General features: G+C 52.0%; 19 protein-coding genes. 8 read left to right on the top strand and 11 right to left on the bottom strand.

Annotation, left to right across the window (positions count from 1 at the left end):
• The 3 genes from FN082_RS19655 to FN082_RS19645 are packed head-to-tail and all read right to left on the bottom strand — an operon-like array spanning position 1 to position 2,917.
• Positions 1-1,539, bottom strand: coding sequence for an FGGY-family carbohydrate kinase (locus FN082_RS19655; RefSeq protein WP_142982200.1), 1,539 nt, complete (start codon positions 1,537-1,539; stop codon positions 1-3).
• 20 nt (positions 1,540-1,559) lie between these two features.
• Entirely contained in the window at positions 1,560-2,111 is a 552-nt protein-coding gene (locus FN082_RS19650) for a glycerol-3-phosphate responsive antiterminator (protein ID WP_139539847.1), read from the bottom strand.
• 14 nt (positions 2,112-2,125) lie between these two features.
• Positions 2,126-2,917 carry a class I fructose-bisphosphate aldolase gene (locus FN082_RS19645; RefSeq protein WP_139539846.1) on the bottom strand — a complete coding sequence of 264 codons (792 nt, stop codon included), beginning with the start codon at positions 2,915-2,917 and terminating at the stop codon, positions 2,126-2,128.
• An 812-nt stretch (positions 2,918-3,729) separates the two neighbouring features.
• On the opposite strand from FN082_RS19645, the gene ecpA reads away from it, so the two are divergent.
• From ecpA to FN082_RS19620, 5 genes are all read left to right on the top strand, one after another.
• Positions 3,730-4,317, top strand: coding sequence for a common pilus major fimbrillin subunit EcpA (gene ecpA, locus FN082_RS19640; protein ID WP_142982199.1), 588 nt, complete (start codon positions 3,730-3,732; stop codon positions 4,315-4,317).
• 61 nt (positions 4,318-4,378) lie between these two features.
• The gene (locus tag FN082_RS19635) at positions 4,379-5,053 is read left to right on the top strand and encodes an EcpB family pilus assembly chaperone (protein WP_235892136.1); all 675 of its coding nucleotides are present in this window, start codon (positions 4,379-4,381) and stop codon (positions 5,051-5,053) included.
• 10 nt (positions 5,054-5,063) lie between these two features.
• Positions 5,064-7,616 (top strand): TcfC E-set like domain-containing protein, encoded by a 2,553-nt coding sequence (locus tag FN082_RS19630; protein ID WP_142982197.1) that lies wholly within the window; start codon positions 5,064-5,066, stop codon positions 7,614-7,616.
• Positions 7,603-9,216: a fimbrial protein gene (locus FN082_RS19625; RefSeq protein WP_142982196.1), complete on the top strand. Its 1,614-nt coding sequence runs from the start codon at positions 7,603-7,605 to the stop codon at positions 9,214-9,216. The genes FN082_RS19630 and FN082_RS19625 overlap by 14 nt, the downstream gene beginning before the upstream one ends.
• Before the next feature lie 11 nt (positions 9,217-9,227).
• Positions 9,228-9,893 (top strand): fimbrial biogenesis chaperone, encoded by a 666-nt coding sequence (locus FN082_RS19620; RefSeq protein WP_139539842.1) that lies wholly within the window; start codon positions 9,228-9,230, stop codon positions 9,891-9,893.
• A gap of 18 nt (positions 9,894-9,911) precedes the next feature.
• Here FN082_RS19620 and FN082_RS30005 read toward each other — a convergent pair whose 3' ends face one another.
• The 7 genes from FN082_RS30005 to FN082_RS19590 all read right to left on the bottom strand — a co-directional run bounded on the left by FN082_RS30005 (position 9,912) and on the right by FN082_RS19590 (position 17,563).
• On the bottom strand, positions 9,912-10,055 hold the full coding sequence (locus tag FN082_RS30005) for a hypothetical protein (RefSeq protein ID WP_180349615.1): 144 nt from the start codon (positions 10,053-10,055) through the stop codon (positions 9,912-9,914).
• A gap of 234 nt (positions 10,056-10,289) precedes the next feature.
• Positions 10,290-11,210: a carbohydrate kinase family protein gene (locus FN082_RS19615; RefSeq protein ID WP_142982195.1), complete on the bottom strand. Its 921-nt coding sequence runs from the start codon at positions 11,208-11,210 to the stop codon at positions 10,290-10,292.
• Positions 11,207-12,577: a hypothetical protein gene (locus FN082_RS19610; protein ID WP_142982194.1), complete on the bottom strand. Its 1,371-nt coding sequence runs from the start codon at positions 12,575-12,577 to the stop codon at positions 11,207-11,209. The genes FN082_RS19615 and FN082_RS19610 overlap by 4 nt, the downstream gene beginning before the upstream one ends.
• A 77-nt stretch (positions 12,578-12,654) precedes the next feature.
• Positions 12,655-13,674: an ABC transporter permease subunit gene (locus FN082_RS19605; protein WP_142982193.1), complete on the bottom strand. Its 1,020-nt coding sequence runs from the start codon at positions 13,672-13,674 to the stop codon at positions 12,655-12,657.
• A complete protein-coding gene (locus FN082_RS19600) occupies positions 13,661-15,193 on the bottom strand; it encodes a sugar ABC transporter ATP-binding protein (protein ID WP_142982192.1) in 1,533 nt (510 codons plus the stop codon). Before FN082_RS19600 ends, FN082_RS19605 begins: the two co-directional genes overlap by 14 nt.
• Positions 15,194-15,255: 62 nt before the next feature.
• Entirely contained in the window at positions 15,256-16,209 is a 954-nt protein-coding gene (locus FN082_RS19595; protein ID WP_142982191.1) for an ABC transporter substrate-binding protein, read from the bottom strand.
• A gap of 322 nt (positions 16,210-16,531) precedes the next feature.
• Positions 16,532-17,563: a LacI family DNA-binding transcriptional regulator gene (locus FN082_RS19590; protein ID WP_139539836.1), complete on the bottom strand. Its 1,032-nt coding sequence runs from the start codon at positions 17,561-17,563 to the stop codon at positions 16,532-16,534.
• 366 nt (positions 17,564-17,929) lie between these two features.
• Between FN082_RS19590 and FN082_RS19585 the strand changes: the two genes are divergently transcribed.
• The 3 genes from FN082_RS19585 to FN082_RS19575 all read left to right on the top strand — a co-directional run bounded on the left by FN082_RS19585 (position 17,930) and on the right by FN082_RS19575 (position 20,267).
• Positions 17,930-18,556, top strand: a complete 627-nt coding sequence (locus FN082_RS19585; RefSeq protein WP_139539835.1) for a DUF1062 domain-containing protein — start codon at positions 17,930-17,932, stop codon at positions 18,554-18,556.
• Between the two features lie 202 nt (positions 18,557-18,758).
• On the top strand, positions 18,759-19,367 hold the full coding sequence (locus tag FN082_RS19580; protein ID WP_139539834.1) for a DJ-1/PfpI family protein: 609 nt from the start codon (positions 18,759-18,761) through the stop codon (positions 19,365-19,367).
• Positions 19,368-19,553: 186 nt separating this feature from the next.
• Positions 19,554-20,267, top strand: coding sequence for an alpha/beta hydrolase (locus tag FN082_RS19575; protein WP_139539833.1), 714 nt, complete (start codon positions 19,554-19,556; stop codon positions 20,265-20,267).
• Between the two features lie 19 nt (positions 20,268-20,286).
• Here FN082_RS19575 and FN082_RS19570 read toward each other — a convergent pair whose 3' ends face one another.
• Positions 20,287-20,679 carry a VOC family protein gene (locus FN082_RS19570; protein ID WP_139539832.1) on the bottom strand — a complete coding sequence of 131 codons (393 nt, stop codon included), beginning with the start codon at positions 20,677-20,679 and terminating at the stop codon, positions 20,287-20,289.
• Positions 20,680-20,935 lie beyond the last annotated feature (256 nt).

Genomic DNA, 20,935 nt, shown 5'->3' with positions numbered 1-20,935 from the left:
TCAATGCGTGATGTAGTTGCTGCAGCTTTTCCACGGAGACTGCATTTCCGATAACAGGTTTTTGTAGAGCTGATATTTATCCTGATAGACCTTGTTGTTGTCCGGATTCGGGGTGACGGTTCGCGAAACGTGGACCATTTCGTTTGAGGCGGCGAAGACATCATCAAACCAGCCAATCATGACCGCTGCGGTCATCGCGGTTCCCAGCGTGCCGTGCTCTTTAACGTCAACAATTTCCAGAGTGGACTGGAAAATATCGGCAAACACCTGTAGCCAGACCGGTGAGTTGGTGACGCCGCCCGCAATACGGATCGTGCGGCTCAAGTCCGGGTTGATGTTGCGTAACCGTTCGGTGTGATAAAGGTGGCTGAACGCGACGCCTTCGTAGATTGCGCGCAGAAAATGCGCTTTTTTATGAAAACTATTGAGGCCGATAAAACCGGCTGAGGCATCCGGGATGGTATTGGAGCCAAATACGAACGGGAAAAACAGCAGATGGCTCTCATCGGGCGTTGTCGTAGAAACCAGCTCATTGCACAGATCGTAGACCGACGATCCCTGCGCCGAGGCGGCGGTGCGATCGCCTTCCATAAAGTTATTGATAAACCATTCCAGATTACTGGCGGAAGTCGGGCTAGCCTCGGTGATTAACCATTTGCCCTCAATAGGGTAGATAGAGGTCATAAACAAGTCTTTGTCGATAACCGGATGGTCAGTCACGTATTCGTTGATACTCCAGGTACCGGTGATGATGGCTAGCTTATCCAGGGTATTAATGCCCGAGGCGACGGAGGAGGCGGAGATATCAAAGACCCCGCCGGAGACCGGCGTTCCCGCGCATAACCCAGTTAACCGGGCCACCTCGTCGGTAATATAGCCGCAGCAATCGGTGGAACGCTTAATCGGCGGAAGTTTGTCGCGTAGTTCGCCAAGACCCCACCAGGCCAGCAGCGACGAGTCGTAGTCCCGGTCGCGGACGTTAATCAGGTTAGTTCCAGAGATATCGGTGAGTTCGAGGAAGGCTTCACCGGTCAGGTAAAAACGAATCAGATCTTTGACCATAAAAATGTAGCGCGCTTTGTCCAGCGTTTCAGGCTCGTGGTCTTTTAGCCAGGCGAGGAGGGCAACGGGCTGTCCGGCCCAGATAGACTGCATGGTTTTAGGTAAAATTTCGCTGAGAAACGTTGGCTCGCGGTACCATTTTTCAACGTAAGCTTTTGCCCGGCTATCGGTGGAGATAATCCCGTCACGCACCGGAGCGCCTGTTTCATCAACCATATATAGTCCGTTGCCGTGGCCGGTCACAGCTATACCCTTGATCTGACTGGCGTCGATAGCCGATTTCTCAATGGCTTTTTTAATCACTTCAACGTTTGCTGCCCACAGTTCGTTAATATCGCGCTCGGTATGAAATTCTTTTGGCGTCAGCATTTGCGTTGATTTCGACGCAATGGCCACTACGTTGCCGCCGCGGTCATAAATCGCCGCTTTAGTGACGGTTCCGCCATTATCAATGCCCATTACATATTGTTCTTTCATTCGCGTGGACTCCTTATTAGTTACCATAATCCGGGTTCGCTGGTGGTAATGCCTTTAAATCCGGCATGGAATATTTTATCTACAAGGTATTTCCGCTTAACAAAGCCTCCGGCGATGAATATCACTTCAAAGCCCTTTAAATTCCGGCTAATCAATTCCAGACACTGGCAGGCATATTCAGCAGGTAAGATTTCAATGGCATCCGGCGGGTTATGCTTAACAATGTCGATGGATTGATCCAGCGAACGTGAGTCGATAAGCAGTACCCGAAAGATAGTTAACAATCCCTCTTTTTTGGCATAGCGTAGGGCCGAGAGATTGGATGAAATAACACCATCAACCTTGTAGTAACTTTTTAGCAGGCCGATCCCGGCCTGGTCAGGTTTAAAACCACCTAATAGCTCCAGGTGAATAAGCACTTTTTTGCCGCTCTGATGACATTTGCCAATCAACGACTGCAAATTACCGATATTGGCTTCGGATAACAGTACATATTCTGACGAACAAGATAATGCCTGTTCAAAATGTTTATATTTTCTAACTGAAGGAATGATGGTGTTATTTAAGAACATATTAATATCCGATGTTATTTAGCCATGTAGAGGCTGTAGGCATCTTCCGCTGTGGCATTTTCATGGATGATGGCATTCAGACCTGCTACTACTTTTGCGGGCTGTGGGTCCTGGGTAATATTGCGGCCCACAGCCACTCCTTTTGCACCAACCTGCATACAGTGCTGAACAAATTTAAAATAACCGTCGATGCCGGTTTTCGGCCCGCCCAGCGCAAGAACCGGCACGCCTGCCGCTTCGACGATGAGCCGGTCATCTTCGGTACCGGTAAAACGGGTTTTGATAACGTCGGCGCCCAGCTCAACGGCGATACGGGCCGACGCGGCGATAATGGCCGGGTTATTGGAGTCATCGCTGGTGACGGGGTAGCCGTACGGCAGAGATTCAACGATCAGCGGTACATTCCAGCGATCGGCTGCCTGTGCCAACTGCATCGCCATGATGTGCGTTTTTTCTTCATTAAACGCGCCGGGGAAGGTCATACAAACCACGCCTTCAGCACCAACTTTCAGCGCATCTTCGATGGAAAAAACAGGGGTTGTATCAGGAACGGTATTATCAAAAATACTCACTGTGCTATCGACGCGTAATACAACAGGAACGCTATTGAAAACTTCGCGGAAATTTTTCAACATGCCATAAGTCACCAGCGCGCAGTCCAGGCCGCTTTCGACCAGAGCGGGGAGCTGGTTTATTGTATTATCAATACCATTTGTTTTGGTTGAAAAATAGTAGCCATCCAGCGCCAGCGTGACCGATTTACCATCTTTTGCGAAAATGCGAGAGAGACGACGTTCTTTAGACATTTTTTTACTCCTGAGATAGAAAAAAACAAAAAAAGCCCTCAGAGACTTTCGTCTCTGAGGGCTTTCGATTCACTTACCCTTTTGATAATCGTTCAGAAACCCAAACCATTATCAATGCAATTTTTCAGCCTTTTGAGAAGGGGTTTAAATGCTGTTTAATTTAAATCCATTCTCCTGCTTGCCTAAATTACTAGCATGTCCGAGTTCTTTCTGTCCAGTCATTATTGGCAAAATGAGATGCGCATCACAAATTTAAATTGAGCTTAATCTTAATTGATTTTGTTAATTTTAGTCGATTCTGATCTTGTCACGCTAACCTTATGTCCGGGCTTTTCAGAAGTAAACATTCAAGACGCATATTTTCTTAGGGTAATGTTAACCTGATTCACTATTCGGCTATTTCTGTGTTTTTTTATGCCAAACTGATGTTTGGATTCATCGCTATAGCCTGCATCTTTCAGGTTATGAGGTTTTTTGTTCTGTTGAAATAAATCCATTTTTTCAGACCGGCAAGAAAATTCTTAATGAAATTACTTTCAGGATTGACAGGGCGCGAATGTGTATTTTTGCAGGGGGATTTCAACATGATTTTTCTTAAGGGGGTATGCAATAGACAGCGAGTGCGTGTAAATTTATACTCTGCCGCATTCATATTTGAATATACATTTAGCTCGGCATTTGTCATCTGCCTTATGGCCTAATGTATCTTATTGATAATCATTAATTAATATTATTTTGCTCTCCGGGCAGAATATCTCTGTGGGCGGCAACGCCAAAGCAATACATCTGGAAATGTTTATTAAGGATATACAATGAAAAAGTCTCTTTTGGCAGCATGCGCTACCTCTATTCTCTTTTGCTCCGGCGCAATGGCAGCGGATGTAGAAGCTTCCGCAACGGCAAGCTGGGATGCTTCTGCAACAAAAGATACCACCAGCCTGCTGGTCGTTACGCCGCTGCGCTCTGTTTCTTTTGAATATGCCGAAGGTCTGAAGGCGTTTAATTCTCAGGACGGTGCGTTTGATATCACTATTCAGGGCCAGGAGAACGCTTCTGACTTTGTTTTAACCTCTCAACTGGTGACAAATACTCTGAATCGCGCAGCTGATGGTTCGACGCTGGAAGTTGGCGTAGCATGGAACGGTGAGAAACTGTCTAAAACCGCTCCGGTAACCATGATTGATATTAGTAACAAGGTCATCAATACCTCTTCCGGCCTGGAATCCCTGGCTGCAGGTTATGACAACAATGCTGACCGTACCAGCACCCAGAGCGCTTTCCTGTTTACCATCGATTCAGCAACTTCCGATGGCTTGACTGCGACACCTTTCGCTTCCCTGGCCGATGGCTACTGGAACGGTGACGTTAAAGTACAGTTTACCGCCGAGTGGACGCTGTAATTTCCTCATAGTTAAATCCTAACCTGCATAAAAGGAGGGGCAACCCTCCTTTATATTAATAATGAAAAAATCAGATAACCTTTTATTTCTTACGCTGTTTATCAGCGGCAGCGCATCGGCTATTGGCGTTGGAGAAGTGACCTCGATAATGTTTGCCGATGACCAGATGCTGGCTAAAGAGATCGACAATGCCAGCGATTCAGCGCGGTTCGTCAGCGTCAGCGCGCATCGGATATCTACGCCGATGTCCGGCGGAAAAATCATCCCGATGGAGCAGAGCGGAGAGCTGCTCTCAACTCCGGCAAATATGATTCTACCCGCAGGCGCCAGAGAGCATTTCCGTTTTATTTATCATGGCCCGAAAGATGATAAGGAACGTTATTACCGGCTGTCATGGCTGGATGAGCCGGTGAGCGATCATCAGGCCAGCAGCAATTCACGTCACGGTTTGGCGACCACGTCGGCGCAAATTAACACCATTCTGGTCGTGGCGCCGCGCAAGGCAAAATTTAATTACCAACACCGCGGCGATACGGTGACCAATACCGGTAATGTCACCTTCCGGGTTATTTCCTATGGCCCATGTGCTGACCCTGCAAAAAATAAAGGTGAAGGCTGCCGTGAGCGTTATTACGTCATGCCTGGACTGAGCGCAAAAATAAAACAAACGCAGGTGGCGGATAAACAGACGCGAATCGGCATCTGGCACGAAGGTAAATACATTCACGTCAAATAGAGAATTACAGATGTCAGGATGGTTATTCAGAAAAGGAATGCTGCTGTCGGGACTATGCCTGGTCTGCACGGTTGATGCCTCAGCACGCGATATCGCTGAAACAGAAAAAACAAAGCTGCTTCGGGTGGGGGACTATATTATTCCCCCCGTTTTTGCCGATGCGCTCAAGCAGGGCATGCGGGTGCCGGTGTTTATCCGCTATAAACAGACGGAACTGCCGACGCGTAGCAGGCAAAAAATCGCCGATGCGCTGATCGCCACCGAAAACGGCACGCTGACAATCCGCGAACTGACCCTGGTTTCCACGGCGGATAATCTCTCGCTTTCTGCGCCGGTAGAAGAGATTGTCAATGATCTACAGGACCAACAATTCTCCTCCGATATGACGTTGCGCCTCTCTGATGCGGCGCAGATAACCTTTGACGTCAGGGCGTTTTATCTCGAAATGACCGTAGACCGCAGCGCGCTGGCAGCGACCACTCTCGCGAGACATAGTTCGCTGGGAGATTCTACCGCCAGCGCGCCATCGAACGTACTTAACTACACCTTTGGCACCTATCATCATCGCTATAACGGTTATGACGGCACCAGCAGCTATCTGACCCTGGACAACACTTCGGCGCTGCGCGAGCACCATTTAAATCTGAACGGATCTTTCTATGGCATCGGCTCGGCCAACAGCAGCGGCAATCTCTACCGGGCAATGTATGAACGCGATATGGACGGTAATCGCCTGGCGCTGGGGATGGTGGATACCTGGAATCTGCAATCCATCGCCAGTATGAACGCGCTTAATTCCAGCCGTATCTACGGCGTCAGCTATGGCAATAAAAGCAACTCACGTCTGGAAGATACCACTTTGTCCCTGACGCCGATCACCGTCTTTTTACCGGCTGCGGGTGAAGTGCATATTCTGCGCGACGGAAAATTATTGAGCATCCAGAACTTCGCGATGGGCAGTTATGAAGTGAATACCGCGACGCTGCCGTTCGGGATTTATAACGTTGAGGTACAGGTCATTATTAACGGTAAAGTGGCCAGCAGCCGCAGCGAACAGATCAATAAAACCTATGCACGTGGTTCGAGCGTCACGGAACGGTGGTCGTGGCAGGTGTTTGGCGGGCTGCTGGAATACCATAAAACCGACTATCGTCCGCAAAATGCCGTGCGCGAGGGTAAGCAGGAGACCTGGCTGAGCGGCGGCGCGGCGGCGGTCACGCTGCCGTGGCTTGCCGGGACATCGTTCAAATCGACGCTATATGGTTTCGACAGTAACGCCGTGAATGAAAGTGAAATCGATGTGATGTTTAACGAACTTCTGCGGGCCAATCAGCAGGTCTTGCTGGCTAATGACGGCAGTCGAAAAAGCATCACCACCCTCAACCTGAGCCTGCCAGCCGGGTACGGTTCACTTTGGGGCTCCAGAGAGTTTACCCATATCGGCAACCACTTACCGCTGCGTAAAGGGGACTACTTTACTTATGGCGCGACGCTGCCTTTGCAGTCGCTGACGCCTTATCTCGGCTCTCTGACCTTCAGCCGAACGGAAAACTACACCAATAAAACGCGCTATAACAACCTCGACTACTCGCAGACTCTGGCCTCCGGGCGCTACGGCACCGTAACCCTGAGAACCGGGGTGCAGAACTATCACTATCAGCGCGATCAGGACACCACACGGGATAAATACGTCAATCTTGACTTCTCGCTGCCGCTGGCGGCGTGGTTCAGCGCGGGTCTATCCAGCGAAAACGGCAATATGCTGGCGAATATGGCGCTCAGAAAGCGCTTTGCGGACAGCACGATTACCCAGGCCGGTCTTTCAGCTTCTCAGCGGGTGAAGAGCAAAGAGAGCGAAAGCTACCGTAGCGATAAGCGCGCGATCAACGGTTTTGTCAGTTATGACAGTAAATACAGCAGCGGAACGCTCTCCGCCACCCACGCCTCGGATAACAGCACCAACGTCAATTTCAGTACCCTGGGCAGCGTCGCCTGGACCGGGCGAGACGTGGTTCCGGCAAAAGGGAGCTATGCCTCAGGCGTATTGATCCATACCGATTTCAGCGACAACGCCACCATGACCGCCAAAATAAACGGCCAGCATTACCCGCTCAGCGGTAAGAAAAACTTTATCCCACTGCCTGCATACGGTCGCTACAGCGTGGAGTTAATGAATGACAAACGCAGCGCCGATAGCGTGGATATTGTCAGCGGCAGAAGCCATCAGTCAGTACTGTACCCCGGCAATGTCGAAGTTATACGTCCGGAAATAAAACAGCTGGTCACGGTGTTTGGCCGCATTCGGCGCGATAACGGCACCGTCGCCGCGCACCTCGATATTCACAACCACATCGGTAAAGGGCGCACCGATGAACAGGGAGAATTCGCTATGGATGTAGACAAACGCTACCCGACCATCACTCTGGTGGAGAAAAACGGACAGCGGTGCGAGCTGGAGCTGAATTTACATGAAGCGCGCGGTGCGGTGTGGATGGGCGATTTGCAGTGCGAGTCGCAAATGCGTATGGCGTCGCAAGGGGAGAGACAACGTGGGACTCTGTAAATCATTTATCGGCCTGGCGTTGGGCACTTTCCTGACCTTAACGTCGTTTCAGGGTGGGGCGGTGACCGCCAGCAATAGCGGCTCAGGAAATAAAGATTATCTGTTTATCGAAAACCATATTGATAACGAATACTTTGTGACGCCCGGTACGCTGGATCCGCGCTTTTCCGGTGCGAACGTCTGGACCCGCTACTCCACTAACCAAACAAGCCTGGGCTATATGGGGTTCGTCAGCTGGAGTTATCGTTCCTATTACTATGATATGTGGCTATCCGACTCCCCGGTAAACTCGCCGTTTGTTGGTATTCGCTGCATGTCTACCGGGGCGAATTGTCCGGCACAAGGGTATCTTTCCGGTGAGGTGATTGATAGTGAAGGTTTTTACCATACGATGGCCGGTAATACGTTGGTCAACGGAGGGACCGGCTACGCCACGTTTTCGCCTTCTATGTATGAATATCTGCGTAATCGTCAGCCGGGAGAGACCGACGCTTTCGTGTTGAATCTTTGTTATACCAAAACGGATTATGACGCGGCGTCAGGCCAGCGCTGCCGGGATCTCGCCTCAGGAGCGACGTGGCGGTATTACACTATTAATGCGACCAAAGTCGGGCATTTAACGCTCAATAGTACCGGCTCAATGGCAGAGATCTGGATTGCCAGCGACGGGACGCCCAGCGTGAACGTGGGCAGCGAACATTGTGAGGTGAGTATTGTTGCAGGTGAAAGCGGATTGACCTGCAAAATGGTGTCGTATAACTATCGGGAAACCAAACGCGTGACGTCCTCATTATCATTTAAGATGGTGGTCGATACCGCGACGCTGGGCTTTAGTCCGGCAGCCAGAACGATTAAATACAGCGGCAATGGCTCAACCTGGTACAACTGGAGCGCCTCGACGACGTATTCCAATGTGTTTACCACTGAGGGCCAGTACGTTTATGTGTTCCTGTCGAAAACCTTTTTTCAGAATCTTGTTCAGCGCGGAATCAGCATTACCAACAATGATGAGCTGTTCACCTTTTATTTTGATAACAGCAATACCGCGCAGTCCGGGTTTTATCAGTTCACGGCGTCAAGCATGATCAATATTCTGCCGAAGGAGTACGGCATCAGTATTCTTTCGACTGACGGAAATTCTGCGCCAAAAGAGTCGGGCAATATCGGCGACCCGACGCCAATTGAGTTTGAATATCAGGTGACGGTATCTTCTGTTCGTATGGCGGACTCGGTCACGGCTCAGGTGACGGGAGAAGGCACCTCTATTGATGGGGTATCGTATTGCCTGTTCACTTCGCCAGAGGGCGGCTGGCAGGTGCCGATTCCAGCGCTGCTTTCATATACAGCCTCTACCGGAGACACGGTCAGCGCTCGTAATAGCTGCATTGATGCTGAGATCGACATGACCGAGGCGCGCTGGACGCAGACGCCGTGGAATGCGGCGATCGATGACGGCTACTATTTTTCTACCCGCCTGAAGCTGCTGTTTCCGATGGACGATCCGCGTTCAAGGCGCACGCTGGATGGCAACGACTGGGTGGGAACGGTCAGCGCCAGCGGTGAGGTAAAAGTCACCGCTAAATGGCTGGGTGTTGACTGATGGTTATGCGAATGCAAGCGCCCGTCATGCTGGCGGCCGCCGCGCCTCTGGCTGTATCGGGCGCATTTTTTAACGCCGTCATTTATGAGATGTCCTCTGACCAGGCCTTTATCTCACAGCCGCTGTATAACGACACGCCGCGTAACAATATGTACACGATCTCCGCGTGGAAAATCGCTAAACCCGGCGCGGGAGATGAACCGGTTCTGCCTGGTCAGGGGGAACTGCTTTATGCTCCGCTGCGTTTTAATTTACCGCCGCGAAGCAGCGAATATTTTCGCCTCTATTACAGAGGGCCTGAAGATAGCCAGGAGCGCTATTATCGGGTGGTGTTTAAAGAGACGCCGGTGACGTTATTGCCGTTCAGGGATTCGCCGCAAAAAATGGATGTGCTGCCGGTGGTGGCAATGAGCACCATTCTGGTGGTCAGGCCTCGCCAGCAGCGGCTTGAATGGCAGCTTGATGAGCAAAAGGGGATACTTCGCAATAGCGGAAATACGTTTTTCCGCGTGATCATTCATCAGGGGTGCGCGGGAAATGATGAACATTCCACACAGTTCTATATGCTGCCTGGCGAAAGCTATCGCGATGCTGCCTTAAGCGGGAAAAACAGAAAGTTCGTTGTCGCCAATCAACGTTACTTTACGCTAGGGAATGCCTGCGCTGAGGCCCGGTAACGCCTGATATAGCAACGTTTATTCCGACAGCAGCAACGATTCAACCGCCAGCTGCGCCAGGAGCAGAAGGAAAGCAAGAAACGCAAGCCACTTCGCCGGACGGAATTTGTGTTCCGGTATAGGCGTGTTGCGCAAACGCGTGAACCATTTATTATTTTTCATTGATGACGTCCTGTCTCTGGGGTCTGTCGTAATCCCGGCAGAAAATGAATGATGATCTAATCACCTGATATTAATGGATTAGACGACAATATCCATTAATAAATGACGCTGGTTTAAGTTTCATTCAATAATTGAGATCTAATTCATTCACCAAATAAATAATACTAATGGCCTGTCAATAGACGATTATTTCAGGCCATCATCTGCTCCCTGTATTCTTTCGGGGGTCAGAATTCAAAGTTCATGATCCCACGGCGGGTTAGCTCCGGGCCTGGAAACCGTCACCGCTGCAGCGCGCATGCCAAGCTCGACAGCATGGCGAACCTGATTGCGTGACAGTGTCACTAGCTTGCTTTTCTCCAGAAGCCCCGCAGTAGAGAGGCTGGCCAGAATGCCGGCATTCACCGTATCACCCGCGCCGACGGTATCGGCAACCACCACGTCAATACCGGGAACATGAATATGGAAATCAGCGGTCCAGGCATCGGCACCGTCGGCTCCGCGCGTCACGACGATAAGCTTTGGCCCCAGAGTGAGCCAGTGGTTAATGACTTGATGTTCATCGCCCGGCTCGCCAAACCACGCAAGGTCTTCATCGGAAAGCTTGACGATATCCGCCAGCGCAATCATCCGCATCATCCGCGCCAGGTGTTTCTCGCGGTCCTGGATGAAAATTTCGCGGATATTCGGGTCGAGGAACATCACCCGGCGCGGTGCTTCTCGCACCATCAGCGATTCATACACGCTGCCACAGGGTTCGGCGATCAGGCTGATGCAGCCGAACAGAACGGCGGAAACATCATCTTTCAACGCGGGCAGATCGCTGTCTGCCAGCATTCTGCCCGCGCTATTCTCATCGTAGAAAGTATAGCGCGCCTGCCCGTGTACCAGTCTGACGAAGGCCAGCGTCGTCGGCAGCGGCGCTCGCGTGGAAGGTGAGAAATCAACCCCGGAAGCTTCAAGAGACTGGCGCAGCATATCGCCCATAAAATCATTTGAGAGACCGGAAAACAGGCTCACCGGCATTCCCTGGCGACCCAATGCGATCGCGGCATTAAACGCCGCACCGCCGACGCAGGGAATAAATGCTGAGGCATTCTCACGGGTTCGACAGGGCAGCATATCGATTAAGGCTTCTCCACAGCACAGGATCATTGGTCGTCTCCTTTGCTCACTGATATGTACGGCGGCGTTTCCAGTTGATTGGCAATATGCATCCAGTTATCGGCAAATATTCCGCAGGCAGTTTTGATATCAACCCCGACAGGCAGTTCCGGGCACTCGTTTTCGCCGTTGCTTCCCCAGTTGACCCATCCTGACTGACGGCGCTGGACTATCTGAAAAGCGCCGGAGGGTTGCGAGGTCCACCAGATCATTGCCCGACCGCTTGCTGAGTCATATTCGACGGTTTTACTGGCCGGGCCGGGAAATATGGTTTCATCCGGTGCCGCAGAAACATCGACGGGTGATTCGGTCAGGATCCACTCCCGCTCGGTCAGGTCTGCCCGGAGATGCGCCCGGGCGCGAACTAAACTAAGTCTTTCGCGAATTTCCGCCTCCTCCAGCACGTTTTCCCAGCGACAGAACATTCGCCAGTAAAGATCCCAGTGGGCGGAGGCCATATCGGCGAGCTGCTCGCGGAATTCGGCAAATTTCGGGCTTTGGTTCTCCGAGGTAGTGACCGTATGAGCCACCATGGCGACCAGCTCTTCGGCATAGGGATCTCCCGCACGATAGCGGGTACTGCCGTAAGCGGCGAAGCGGTCGAACACCAGTTTTCCCTGGCCGCTTTCAAACTCGTCGCCAACGGTTATCTTGTTGGTCACCGAGCGCCCGTTAATCACCGTCGAGAAATCATCCACGCAGTAGCGGCGCTGGAACCACGGCGTATTCCAGCTGAACTTCCAGTCAATGGCGAAATGCTTACCACGTAGCTCCGGTAACAGTCCGTCGGGGATCTCGCCGTGCATTCTGTAGTGATGGTAGACCGGTCCTTCTTCAATGATTTCAATATCAACGACGGTATGCTCCGGCGGGTTAATCAGCCCGTTTTCAGGAGTGAAGAAGGGACCGTAAAAACCGCCGATGGCATTATTTCCCGAAGGAAGCAGCTCAATATTGTCCTCCAGGCGGCGAAAGTGGCGCAAACCCCATTTGGATGATCCCACTCCCTGAGCGGTTCCCCGACACATTTCCAGGTCGAAGCAGCCGGTGTTGAGACGGACAAAACAGTCAGACTCTTTGCCCGCTAGCCTGGTGATGCCGGGAGTTTCGCTGGCTTCAGCCGCCGTGCACGGACGTTCAAGCCGCATATTAAGCGTGCCGTTGAAGCTGACCGTGGCGATAAAGACAGTCGTGCTGTCCGTGGACGCGTGGTTGAGGCGCTGGCAAAGGATCCTGTCTCCCGTTTCGGTGATGGCCCACCACAGCGGTTCCTGCAGCATCATCGGGAGAGTAAAGGTAATCGGTTCGCGATCCCTGGTGCCGCTCATCGGGTCCGTCAGCGTGATGTGATATGTCATGGGCGTGTACTCCATCAGAATTTAAGCAAGCGAAGACCCGCCGCCAGTGCGGCGGATAAACAAAGCGTTAGGGAAAACTAGCGGGTTGGGGCGATCTCTTTTTTCCGCCAGAAGGTGAACAGTTCCGGATGCTGCTTCAGGCCATCTATCGCCACGGCGAGAATAATGACGATGCCTTTAATTAATAGCTGGGTGAAAAAGGGCACGCTCAGCAGGATCAGCCCGGTACTGAGGACGCCAAGAATTATCGACCCAATCAGGGTGCCGATAATCCTGCCGCGGCCTCCGGCAAGACTGGTGCCTCCCAGGACGACCGCCGCAATCGCATCCAGTTCATATCCCGTTCCGGCGGTTGGCTGGGCGGAGATAACCCTGGCGGCAAAGATAATGCCCGCCAAGCCGGCGCAGACGCCAGCAATCATATACACTGCCGCCAGCACGCGTTTTACACGGACACCGGCCAGGCGGGCGGCCTGCGCGTTGCCACCGACGGCGTAAATATGACGACCGAAGCGGGTACGTTCAAGAATGAACCACGCCAGTAGATAAACCACCAGCATAATAATCACCGGGATGGGAATACCGACAAGATAGCCGTTTCCCAGCTCGCGGAAGCTGAGACTGCTCGACACAATCGGCTGCCCTTCAGTAATGGTGTAGGCCATACCGCGCAGGAACGTCATTGTCCCGAGGGTGACAATAAACGGCGCAAGGGCAAGGTAAGCGGAGAGCACGCCGTTAAGCAGGCCGCAGAGCGCGCCGACGCCAACGCCGGCCAGAATCGCCAGCGGTGCGGGAAGTCCCGCCATGGCGGCGACGACGGAAACCACGCCGGAAACGGCAACGATCGAACCGACCGATAAATCAATCCCGCTGGTTAAAATAACGAACGTCATGCCCGCCGCAAGGATGGCGTTGACGGAAATCGAACGGGCGATATTCAGCAAGTTATCAACGCGGTTAAAGTTTGGGGCGAAGGTCGACATCAGGATCAGTAGCACCAGCAGCACAATTAAGATCCCCACCCGATCCCACCATTTTGCAAAATCAAACGGCGCTTTGACCGGCAGTTCCGTCACAGGTTTATTGTTGTCCATGGCATTCTCCGGATTGACTGGTAAAGGTTCCTGTTGCGTGCAGCATGACTTCCTCTTCCGTTGCTGAACGTGAGAAGAGCTGGTGAACGATTTGCCCGCCGCGCATGACCAGCAGACGGTCGCTGATGCCGATGGCTTCTGGCAAATCAGAAGAGATAACCAGAATGGCTTTCCCGGCGCGGGCGAGCTTGTCGATCAGCTCGTATATCTCTCTCTTCGCGCCGATATCGACGCCGCGAGTGGGCTCATCAAGAATCAGCAGTCTGGAATCGCGCAACAGCCAGCGCGCCAGCGCCGCTTTTTGCTGGTTTCCGCCGGAGAGGGCGCTGACGGGCAGCTCGACCGCATTTTCCCGCAACCGCAGCCTGCGCATCTGCTCAAGGACGGCGGTGCGGATGGTTTTGCGCTTGACGACCCCGCTGGCGACAAAGTTATCCAGCGAGCTGATATCAATGTTGTGCTCGACCGAGTGCCCAAGAAAAAGCCCCTGGGTTTTTCGGTCTTCGGTGACCATCCCGATGCCATCCGCGATAGCTGCGGTAGGGTCTGATGGGTGGCTTGCTTTACCATCAATGCGCACGGTTCCCTGGTTGCGCGGGTCAGCACCGAATATCAGACGGGCAACTTCGGTTCGGCCCGATCCCACCAGCCCGGACATGCTGACCACTTCGCCCGCTTTGACCTCAAAAGAGACCGGGCCGGTCGTGCTGCCCGCAAGATCTCTGACTTCCAGCAGGACGTTGCCAGGTATACGCGGCTCATGCTGATACAGATCGACAATTTGCCTGCCGACCATCATGCGTACGATATCGGTGGTCGAGACGCTACCCATGGTTTCCGTACCGATCCAGCTGCCGTCCCGGAATACGGTGACCCGGTTTGCCAACTGCCATACTTCTTCCATCCGGTGTGAGATATAGACCATTCCAACGCCGTCCTGACGCATCTGCTCGATCAGCCGGTATAATTGCAGCGTTTCTGCTCGCGACAGGGCCGCAGTCGGCTCATCAAGCACCAGTACTTTGGCGTTTTCACTGACGGCGCGGGCAATTTCCACCATTTGTTGACGCCCGATACTCAATGAGCCAAGCGGTGCCTGAGGATCGATATCCGCATTGATGCGATCCAGCTTTTGCTTTGCTTCCCGATGCATCCGTTTTCGGTCGAGAATGCCGGCGAAAGTGGTCGGCTCCTGGCCGAGAAACAAGTTTTCCGCCACCGTCATATCCGGAACCGTATTCAGCTCCTGGTGAATAATCGCGATGCCGTATTTGCGGGCATCCCGGGGCGTACGAATATCAATCTCGTGCCCCTCTTTAAAAATAACGCCGCTATCGCGCTGCTCATTTCCGGAGAGGATTTTCATCAGCGTGGATTTACCCGCGCCGTTTTCCCCCATAAGGGCATGGACCTCTCCGGCAAATAAATCAAAGCGTACGTTGTTCAGCGCCAGCGTCGCGCCGTAGCGTTTTGAGATCCCCTCAAGTCGCAGTAGGGGTTGTGATGTTCTGTCGGCCATTATTTTGCCCTCCGGGATGAACCTGAGATTCATCCCGTTTATCGCATCTTAAAGTGGTATTTTTACCAACCTGGATAGCTATCCACGTTATCGCGCGTGACCAATACGCTGGGGATTAAAATGGTATGGGAGGGAACCGGTTTATTAGCCACGATATCCTGAGCCAGCGATATAGCCTGACGTACCATCTCCCCTGGGTTTTGCGTCGCGGTGCCGATAAACGGGGAACCGCTACGTTTAAGCTCTTCTACTGCTTCCGGGCTACCGTCAACGCCGGTCACTTTGATAGTGCCCGCTTTGCCTGCCTGTTCAACGGCCAGTACCGCGCCGAGGGCAGAAGGGTCGTTCATGCCGAAAATACCGGAGACGTCCGGGTTGGCGGTGAGCATATCGGTCGTTACCATCAGGCCGGAAGCGCGATCGTTACGTGAAGCCTGCTGGCCGACAATTTTGATATCCGGGTATTTTTGCGCGACGTTTTTACAGCCTTTAATACGATCGATAATGGTCTGAATCGGCGTACCGTCCACCAGCAGCACTTTGCCTTTGCCGCCCATCTGGCTGAACAGATACTCGCAGGAGGTTTCCCCGGCCTGGATGGCGTTGGTCATGATGGCTGCATCAGCGCCTTTAGCGGGCGTATCGACCGCGATAACAATAATCCCGGCGGCTTTTGCTCGCTGAATGGCCGGCTCAATTCCTGATTCATCGACGGCAGAAATAATAATAAGCTCCACTTTTTGCTGAATAAACGCGTCAATCTGCGTGTTCTGGTTTGCCAGATCAACCTGCGCATCCTGAACGTTAATGGTGGCGCCGATTTTGTTGGCGGCTTGCTTTGCATTCCTTTCCATTGCGGAGAAGAAAGGGTTGGACATGTCCTGCACCATTAAGCCGATGTGGGAAATCTTTTTGTCGTGCTGCGGCGCGGCGCTGGCAGCGGGAATAAACCCCGTCATGGTGGTTATTACCGCAGTAACCGCGACAGCCAGCCATGCTTTGCGAAATTTGGTCATATTCTGCTCCTTTCATTTTCTGGTGGTATGACGTACGGCCAGGTGTGGGGGAACCTCAGAAATAATCCCCTGATGTTGTTTGGTGATTGCAACTGAAAAATTCTGTCGTTATTTAAATAGGTAAAATAATCTGAGACTGATGACAAACCAGGTTTATAGATTGTGCTCGCGTTTCTGCCGGGCGGCGGCTGACGCCTTGTCCGGCCTACAAAACCCACAATAGCAATAAAACGTGCTTTTTTTCGTAGGCCCGGTAAGGCGCTAGCCGCCACCGGGCAATTCCAGCCAGGTGCACTTTGTCAGCAATCTGAATAATCTCTTTTTAGTTTTTATTTCCTTTTCTACAGCCGCAGGACTGGCGAATAACCAGCTCGGCAGGAACTGTACGTTGAGTGTTTATTTCTCCTTTTCCTTCCTGATTAATTAATTGGATAAGCATTTCAGCTGCCTGCCTGCCTATCTCTTCACTATTTTCATTCAGTACCGTCAACGGTGGATTGAGTAGCGGCGCCCAGTCAAATTCGTCGTAGCCAATAAGCGCCATATCCCCGGGAATGTCTATCTGCCGTTGCTGGAGCTGTTTGAGCGAACCCAGCAGAAGAGGGTTGTTACCGGCAATAAGCACATCAGGTAACGGCATCTGACCGTCGAGGTAATGGCTCAGTTTGGCAGAGGCCGATAGTGCGTCATTTTCCGTCTCAAGCACCTGGAGCGTTGCGCCGCATTGGTCAGCCGCTTCACGGATCCCGCGCTCGCGCTCAAAACGCGTCGTCCAGCGGTCCGGATAAATAAGCAGTAGCCAGTTTTTGTATCCATGCTGCGCCAGATGATTACCCACCAACAGGCTGGCGTGGTAATTATCGGTGGTGACGCTGGGAAAGTTGTGCTCGCCGCGGGGAGGGGAGTCAACAAATACCACCGGGATATCCCATTTTGCCAGAAGGTTCAGGCTTTCTGGCTGTAGCGTGACCGTCGAAATGATCCCGGCCATTCGTGATTCGATCAGACGGTTAATCATGCGATCTTCCTGTGCCCGTTCGTAGGTACCGTTTACGGCAATATCGCCAAGCACCACGGTCCACTGCGAAGGCTGTAGCATCTGCTGAATACCGGACATCAGATTGAGATAGTACGAGTTCGAGGCATGGGCGGTGATCACCGCCACCGAGTCCCGGCTGGAGCGGCGCAGCGCCTGGGCCGCGCGGTTAGGGACGTAGCCAAGCTCACGCGCTACTTTTAAGATAAGCTCCCGGCTATCATCAGCAACGCCATCGCCGCCGTTTAGCGCTCGTGAGACGGTAAACATGGAAAATCCGGTAGCCTCACTGACGTCCCGCATCGTTGCTTTGCGCATTGTTCGCTCTCTGCCTTTATGAATATTAACCGTGATATAAACGATTATTTCTTCGACCTAAACGTTTATGACGTAAAAAATAAACGTTTAGGTTTGTTAGATCAGTGAGCGGTTTCTCGTTTTGTGAACAAGATGTAATTAAGCTGATTTGTGAATGAAAAATTCATATTTATTGATTTTGTGCATGATTAAAGGGGGAGTCGCCTTGCTACCCTTGGCATATTCATTCGCAGTCAGACAGGGTAGTCGTGTTGGAAATTTTTTTTTAACCCACTGAAAAGTATTCTCTAAATATTTTTCACATCGCAAAAATCACGGTCCGTTATCGACGGGCTCGCTTTTGTATGGGTTAAAAAAAGGTTCACCATGAAAGTCACATGGAACGTCAGCCCTGCGGGTTACCAGCTGATTAGCAAATGCTGTCCATCCTGCCATGAGCGGCAGGATTTCACGCCATCCGGGGCCTTCCGGGTCAATTCACAAAAAAAGATGCTTGATGTCTGGAGTATTTATAAGTGCGTATGCTGCGCTTACACCTGGAACATCAGCCTGTTCTCTCGTTTGCCGGTCAGCAAAATCAACTCGCAACTCTACGGACGATTTATCGCTAATGATGAATCTGCCGTTCAGCACTATTCCCACGATCTGCAGGTCCTGCGGCGTAACAGCGCCACGCTGTCAGGCGTGCCTGAATTCGTCGTTGAAGAACGATGGCGAATCAGCCTTCTGCGCGCTTCTCGTATTAGGGTGAGTATCACATTGGAGCGCACTTTTCAGGTCAGTTTGCTGGCGGTGCTGCGAAGACAATTACGCCTGAGCGGTAGCGAAATCCGCAAGCGCCTGGATTCAGGAGATATCTCAGGGATCACGCTAAAGGAATTGAGGTCACGCAGACTGAAGCGGGGGGGATATACGCTTGATATCGCTGCGGAGGTTCTCCTGGCGCGCAGGGGTATTCCATTAGCCGTGGATTCAGCTCGAAGGAGGAGATAACCCGATCCCCGGATAGTTTTCTGTCCGGGGAGCTGGCTCGCAAAAATGAATAAGAGTTGCCCAGAGGAGGAAAATAGCCTTGCTTTCAATACTGTGTATTCATACAGTTTGTCGTGATTTATACAACACACCGATAGCGTAGCAGGTAAAGCGCTCGCTGAATGTTGCGACCACGGATTCTGTATTTACAAAGGAGAGAATGATGTCTACGGATACTCGTAAAGAAGTGCTGTTTGTGCTTATCCAGGAATATGCTGACTGGGAGTTTGCCCTGCTGGCGCCAGCGCTGCGCCGGGGATTTGGCATGTGGGAGCCGCAATATAAAGTCAGAACCGTGGCTGCCGATGCGGGCCCCGTGATGTCAATTGGCGGCGTTCGCTGCCTGCCGGATTATACCTTCCAGACCATACCTGAGGATTATGCCGCCCTGGTACTGGTGGGAGGAATGAACTGGTGGGGAGATGAAGCGCAACGGGTTGTTCCTCTGGTAGAACAAGCGCAGACGCGGCAGATTGTGGTCGGCGCGATATGCGATGCCTCTGCATTCCTGGGGGCAAACGGCTTTCTCAATGATGTCGATCACACCTCGAACGGGCTGGCATACCTTCAGAGCAGGGCGGGCTCAGCCTATCGCGGCGCGGCGCGGTACCGAAATGTTCCTTGCGTTCGCGATGGCAGGCTGGTGACCGCCAACGGCGTCGGTTTTCTCGATTTTACCTGCAATATGCTGGCCGCATTGAACGCGGCGCAGGAAAAAGAAATTGAGGCCATGAGAGCGGCGTTTACGTCGGGGATGTTTCCCGAAGGTTGATGCAGAAAAGGGGCTTCAGCATAACAGCTGGCTTAAATAGAATTGTTTTATCGTTAGCATCCTGAAATCTGGACATTTTTTGCCTCAGGTCATTATTACGCGATGGTGCAAAAGGCAAAATCGGCGGAGTTTTATATGGGAATAAAACTACCCGCGCAATGAACATGTCTATAAGGATCCGGCTCTATGTTCAGAACCCAATTTGCCGTCAACGGGATACCCTGCACCCTCTGGGGCGAGCAATCGAGTGAGAAAGTTGTCCTTGCCGTGCATGGCAACTTTTCGCATAAAGAAGATACCTGTATTGCAATCCTGGCCGAAGAGGCCGCTGTGCAGGGTTATCAGGTACTCAGCTTCGATCTCCCCGGGCACGGCTATCGTATCCGCGATGAAAAAGAGTGTCATGTTATTCAGGCGGTCAGCGATATTCAGTGTATTCATGTCTGGGCGCGGGAGCACTTTAGTGAAATTGCACTCTTCGCCTGTAGTATGGGGGCCAGTTTCAGCCTTATAGCCTGTAAGCCCAGCGATTTCAGCCAGACGCTTTTTCTGTCGCCGGTGGTTGACCTGTTGGCGCTGGTCAGAAAAATGATGAGTAGCGCCGGTATTGACGAAGAGCAACTGTCTCGCGAGAAAGCTATCGCTATAACCGGTGGTCCGGTATTTCGGGCGGACTATCTCGATTATCTCAGGCAGCATTCACCCGTCACCTGGAAAGGCCCTCTGGGGATCCTTGTCGGGCGTAACGATAGCCTGGCGGATTATACCGCCGTCCGGGCATTTTCCCGCCAGAATGGTGGGGTGCTGGAAACGGTGGAAGGCGCAGAGCACTATTTCCATGAACCTGCCGATCTCCAGACAATGCGCGAGTGGTTTCGTCATTCGTTGACCTCAACCTGACTTCCCTGGCCTTCGGGGCTCAGCGTGTGCTGGCGTAATAAACAAACGCCAGCTTATTGCCGTCCGGATCCCTGACGTAGGCGCTGTAAAATCCTTCACCGTATTGCGGACGGTGTCCGGGAGCACCTTCATCCGTTCCTCCCAGGCTTAGCGCCAGCTTATGCAACTGCTGAATGTGCTCAACGGAACGCGCATTCAGCGCAACCATAGTGCCGTTGCCCGTTGTTGCCTGCTGCTTATTGAACGGTTTGCCTACGCACAGGCCGGTGGTGCCATTTTCGCTAAATGTTCCCCACGATGCGCCTTCGTCATTGCGGCCGCTTTGGGGCTGCCCCAGTAATTCCATCAGTGGATCATAAAAGCGAATCGCGCGCGGTAGATCGTTAGTACCGAGCATAATGTAGGAAAACATGGCCCCTCCTGATTATTCCACCTGATCAAAGATCCCAATCTAGCAGTAAGGACAAGGTCACGCAGTTTGATTGACCAGAAATCATACATTCGTCGCTATTATTCAGAGGCAATCATTGCCTGACATAATTAATGATAGACACAAAAGATAGTTAACAAACTGAAAAATATAGATAATTTTATCATGCCAAGATTTATTTTAATGTAAAACGATAAACAATTATTGTTTTGCGTTAATCTTTGTGTATTCTGTCATC

Source organism: Klebsiella spallanzanii, assembly GCF_902158555.1.
Taxonomy (GTDB): Bacteria; Pseudomonadota; Gammaproteobacteria; order Enterobacterales; family Enterobacteriaceae; genus Klebsiella; species Klebsiella spallanzanii.
The sequence above is the reverse complement of the archived record's forward strand: the minus strand, read 5'-3'. Positions and strand labels throughout refer to the sequence as shown.

Excerpts from the sequence above, each read along its gene's own strand:
- FN082_RS19605 (WP_142982193.1), bottom strand. The coding sequence starts at position 13,674 with ATGGACAACAATAAACCTGTGACGGAACTGCCGGTCAAAGCGCCGTTT.
- FN082_RS19600 (WP_142982192.1), bottom strand. The coding sequence starts at position 15,193 with ATGGCCGACAGAACATCACAACCCCTACTGCGACTTGAGGGGATCTCA.
- FN082_RS19615 (WP_142982195.1), bottom strand. The coding sequence starts at position 11,210 with ATGATCCTGTGCTGTGGAGAAGCCTTAATCGATATGCTGCCCTGTCGA.
- FN082_RS19635 (WP_235892136.1), top strand. The coding sequence starts at position 4,379 with ATGAAAAAATCAGATAACCTTTTATTTCTTACGCTGTTTATCAGCGGC.
- FN082_RS19590 (WP_139539836.1), bottom strand. The coding sequence starts at position 17,563 with ATGCGCAAAGCAACGATGCGGGACGTCAGTGAGGCTACCGGATTTTCC.
- FN082_RS19570 (WP_139539832.1), bottom strand. The coding sequence starts at position 20,679 with ATGTTTTCCTACATTATGCTCGGTACTAACGATCTACCGCGCGCGATT.
- ecpA (WP_142982199.1), top strand. The coding sequence starts at position 3,730 with ATGAAAAAGTCTCTTTTGGCAGCATGCGCTACCTCTATTCTCTTTTGC.
- FN082_RS19610 (WP_142982194.1), bottom strand. The coding sequence starts at position 12,577 with ATGACATATCACATCACGCTGACGGACCCGATGAGCGGCACCAGGGAT.
- FN082_RS19585 (WP_139539835.1), top strand. The coding sequence starts at position 17,930 with ATGAAAGTCACATGGAACGTCAGCCCTGCGGGTTACCAGCTGATTAGC.
- FN082_RS30005 (WP_180349615.1), bottom strand. The coding sequence starts at position 10,055 with ATGAAAAATAATAAATGGTTCACGCGTTTGCGCAACACGCCTATACCG.
- FN082_RS19650 (WP_139539847.1), bottom strand. The coding sequence starts at position 2,111 with ATGTTCTTAAATAACACCATCATTCCTTCAGTTAGAAAATATAAACAT.
- FN082_RS19620 (WP_139539842.1), top strand. The coding sequence starts at position 9,228 with ATGCAAGCGCCCGTCATGCTGGCGGCCGCCGCGCCTCTGGCTGTATCG.
- FN082_RS19630 (WP_142982197.1), top strand. The coding sequence starts at position 5,064 with ATGTCAGGATGGTTATTCAGAAAAGGAATGCTGCTGTCGGGACTATGC.
- FN082_RS19575 (WP_139539833.1), top strand. The coding sequence starts at position 19,554 with ATGTTCAGAACCCAATTTGCCGTCAACGGGATACCCTGCACCCTCTGG.
- FN082_RS19595 (WP_142982191.1), bottom strand. The coding sequence starts at position 16,209 with ATGACCAAATTTCGCAAAGCATGGCTGGCTGTCGCGGTTACTGCGGTA.
- FN082_RS19655 (WP_142982200.1), bottom strand. The coding sequence starts at position 1,539 with ATGAAAGAACAATATGTAATGGGCATTGATAATGGCGGAACCGTCACT.
- FN082_RS19580 (WP_139539834.1), top strand. The coding sequence starts at position 18,759 with ATGTCTACGGATACTCGTAAAGAAGTGCTGTTTGTGCTTATCCAGGAA.
- FN082_RS19645 (WP_139539846.1), bottom strand. The coding sequence starts at position 2,917 with ATGTCTAAAGAACGTCGTCTCTCTCGCATTTTCGCAAAAGATGGTAAA.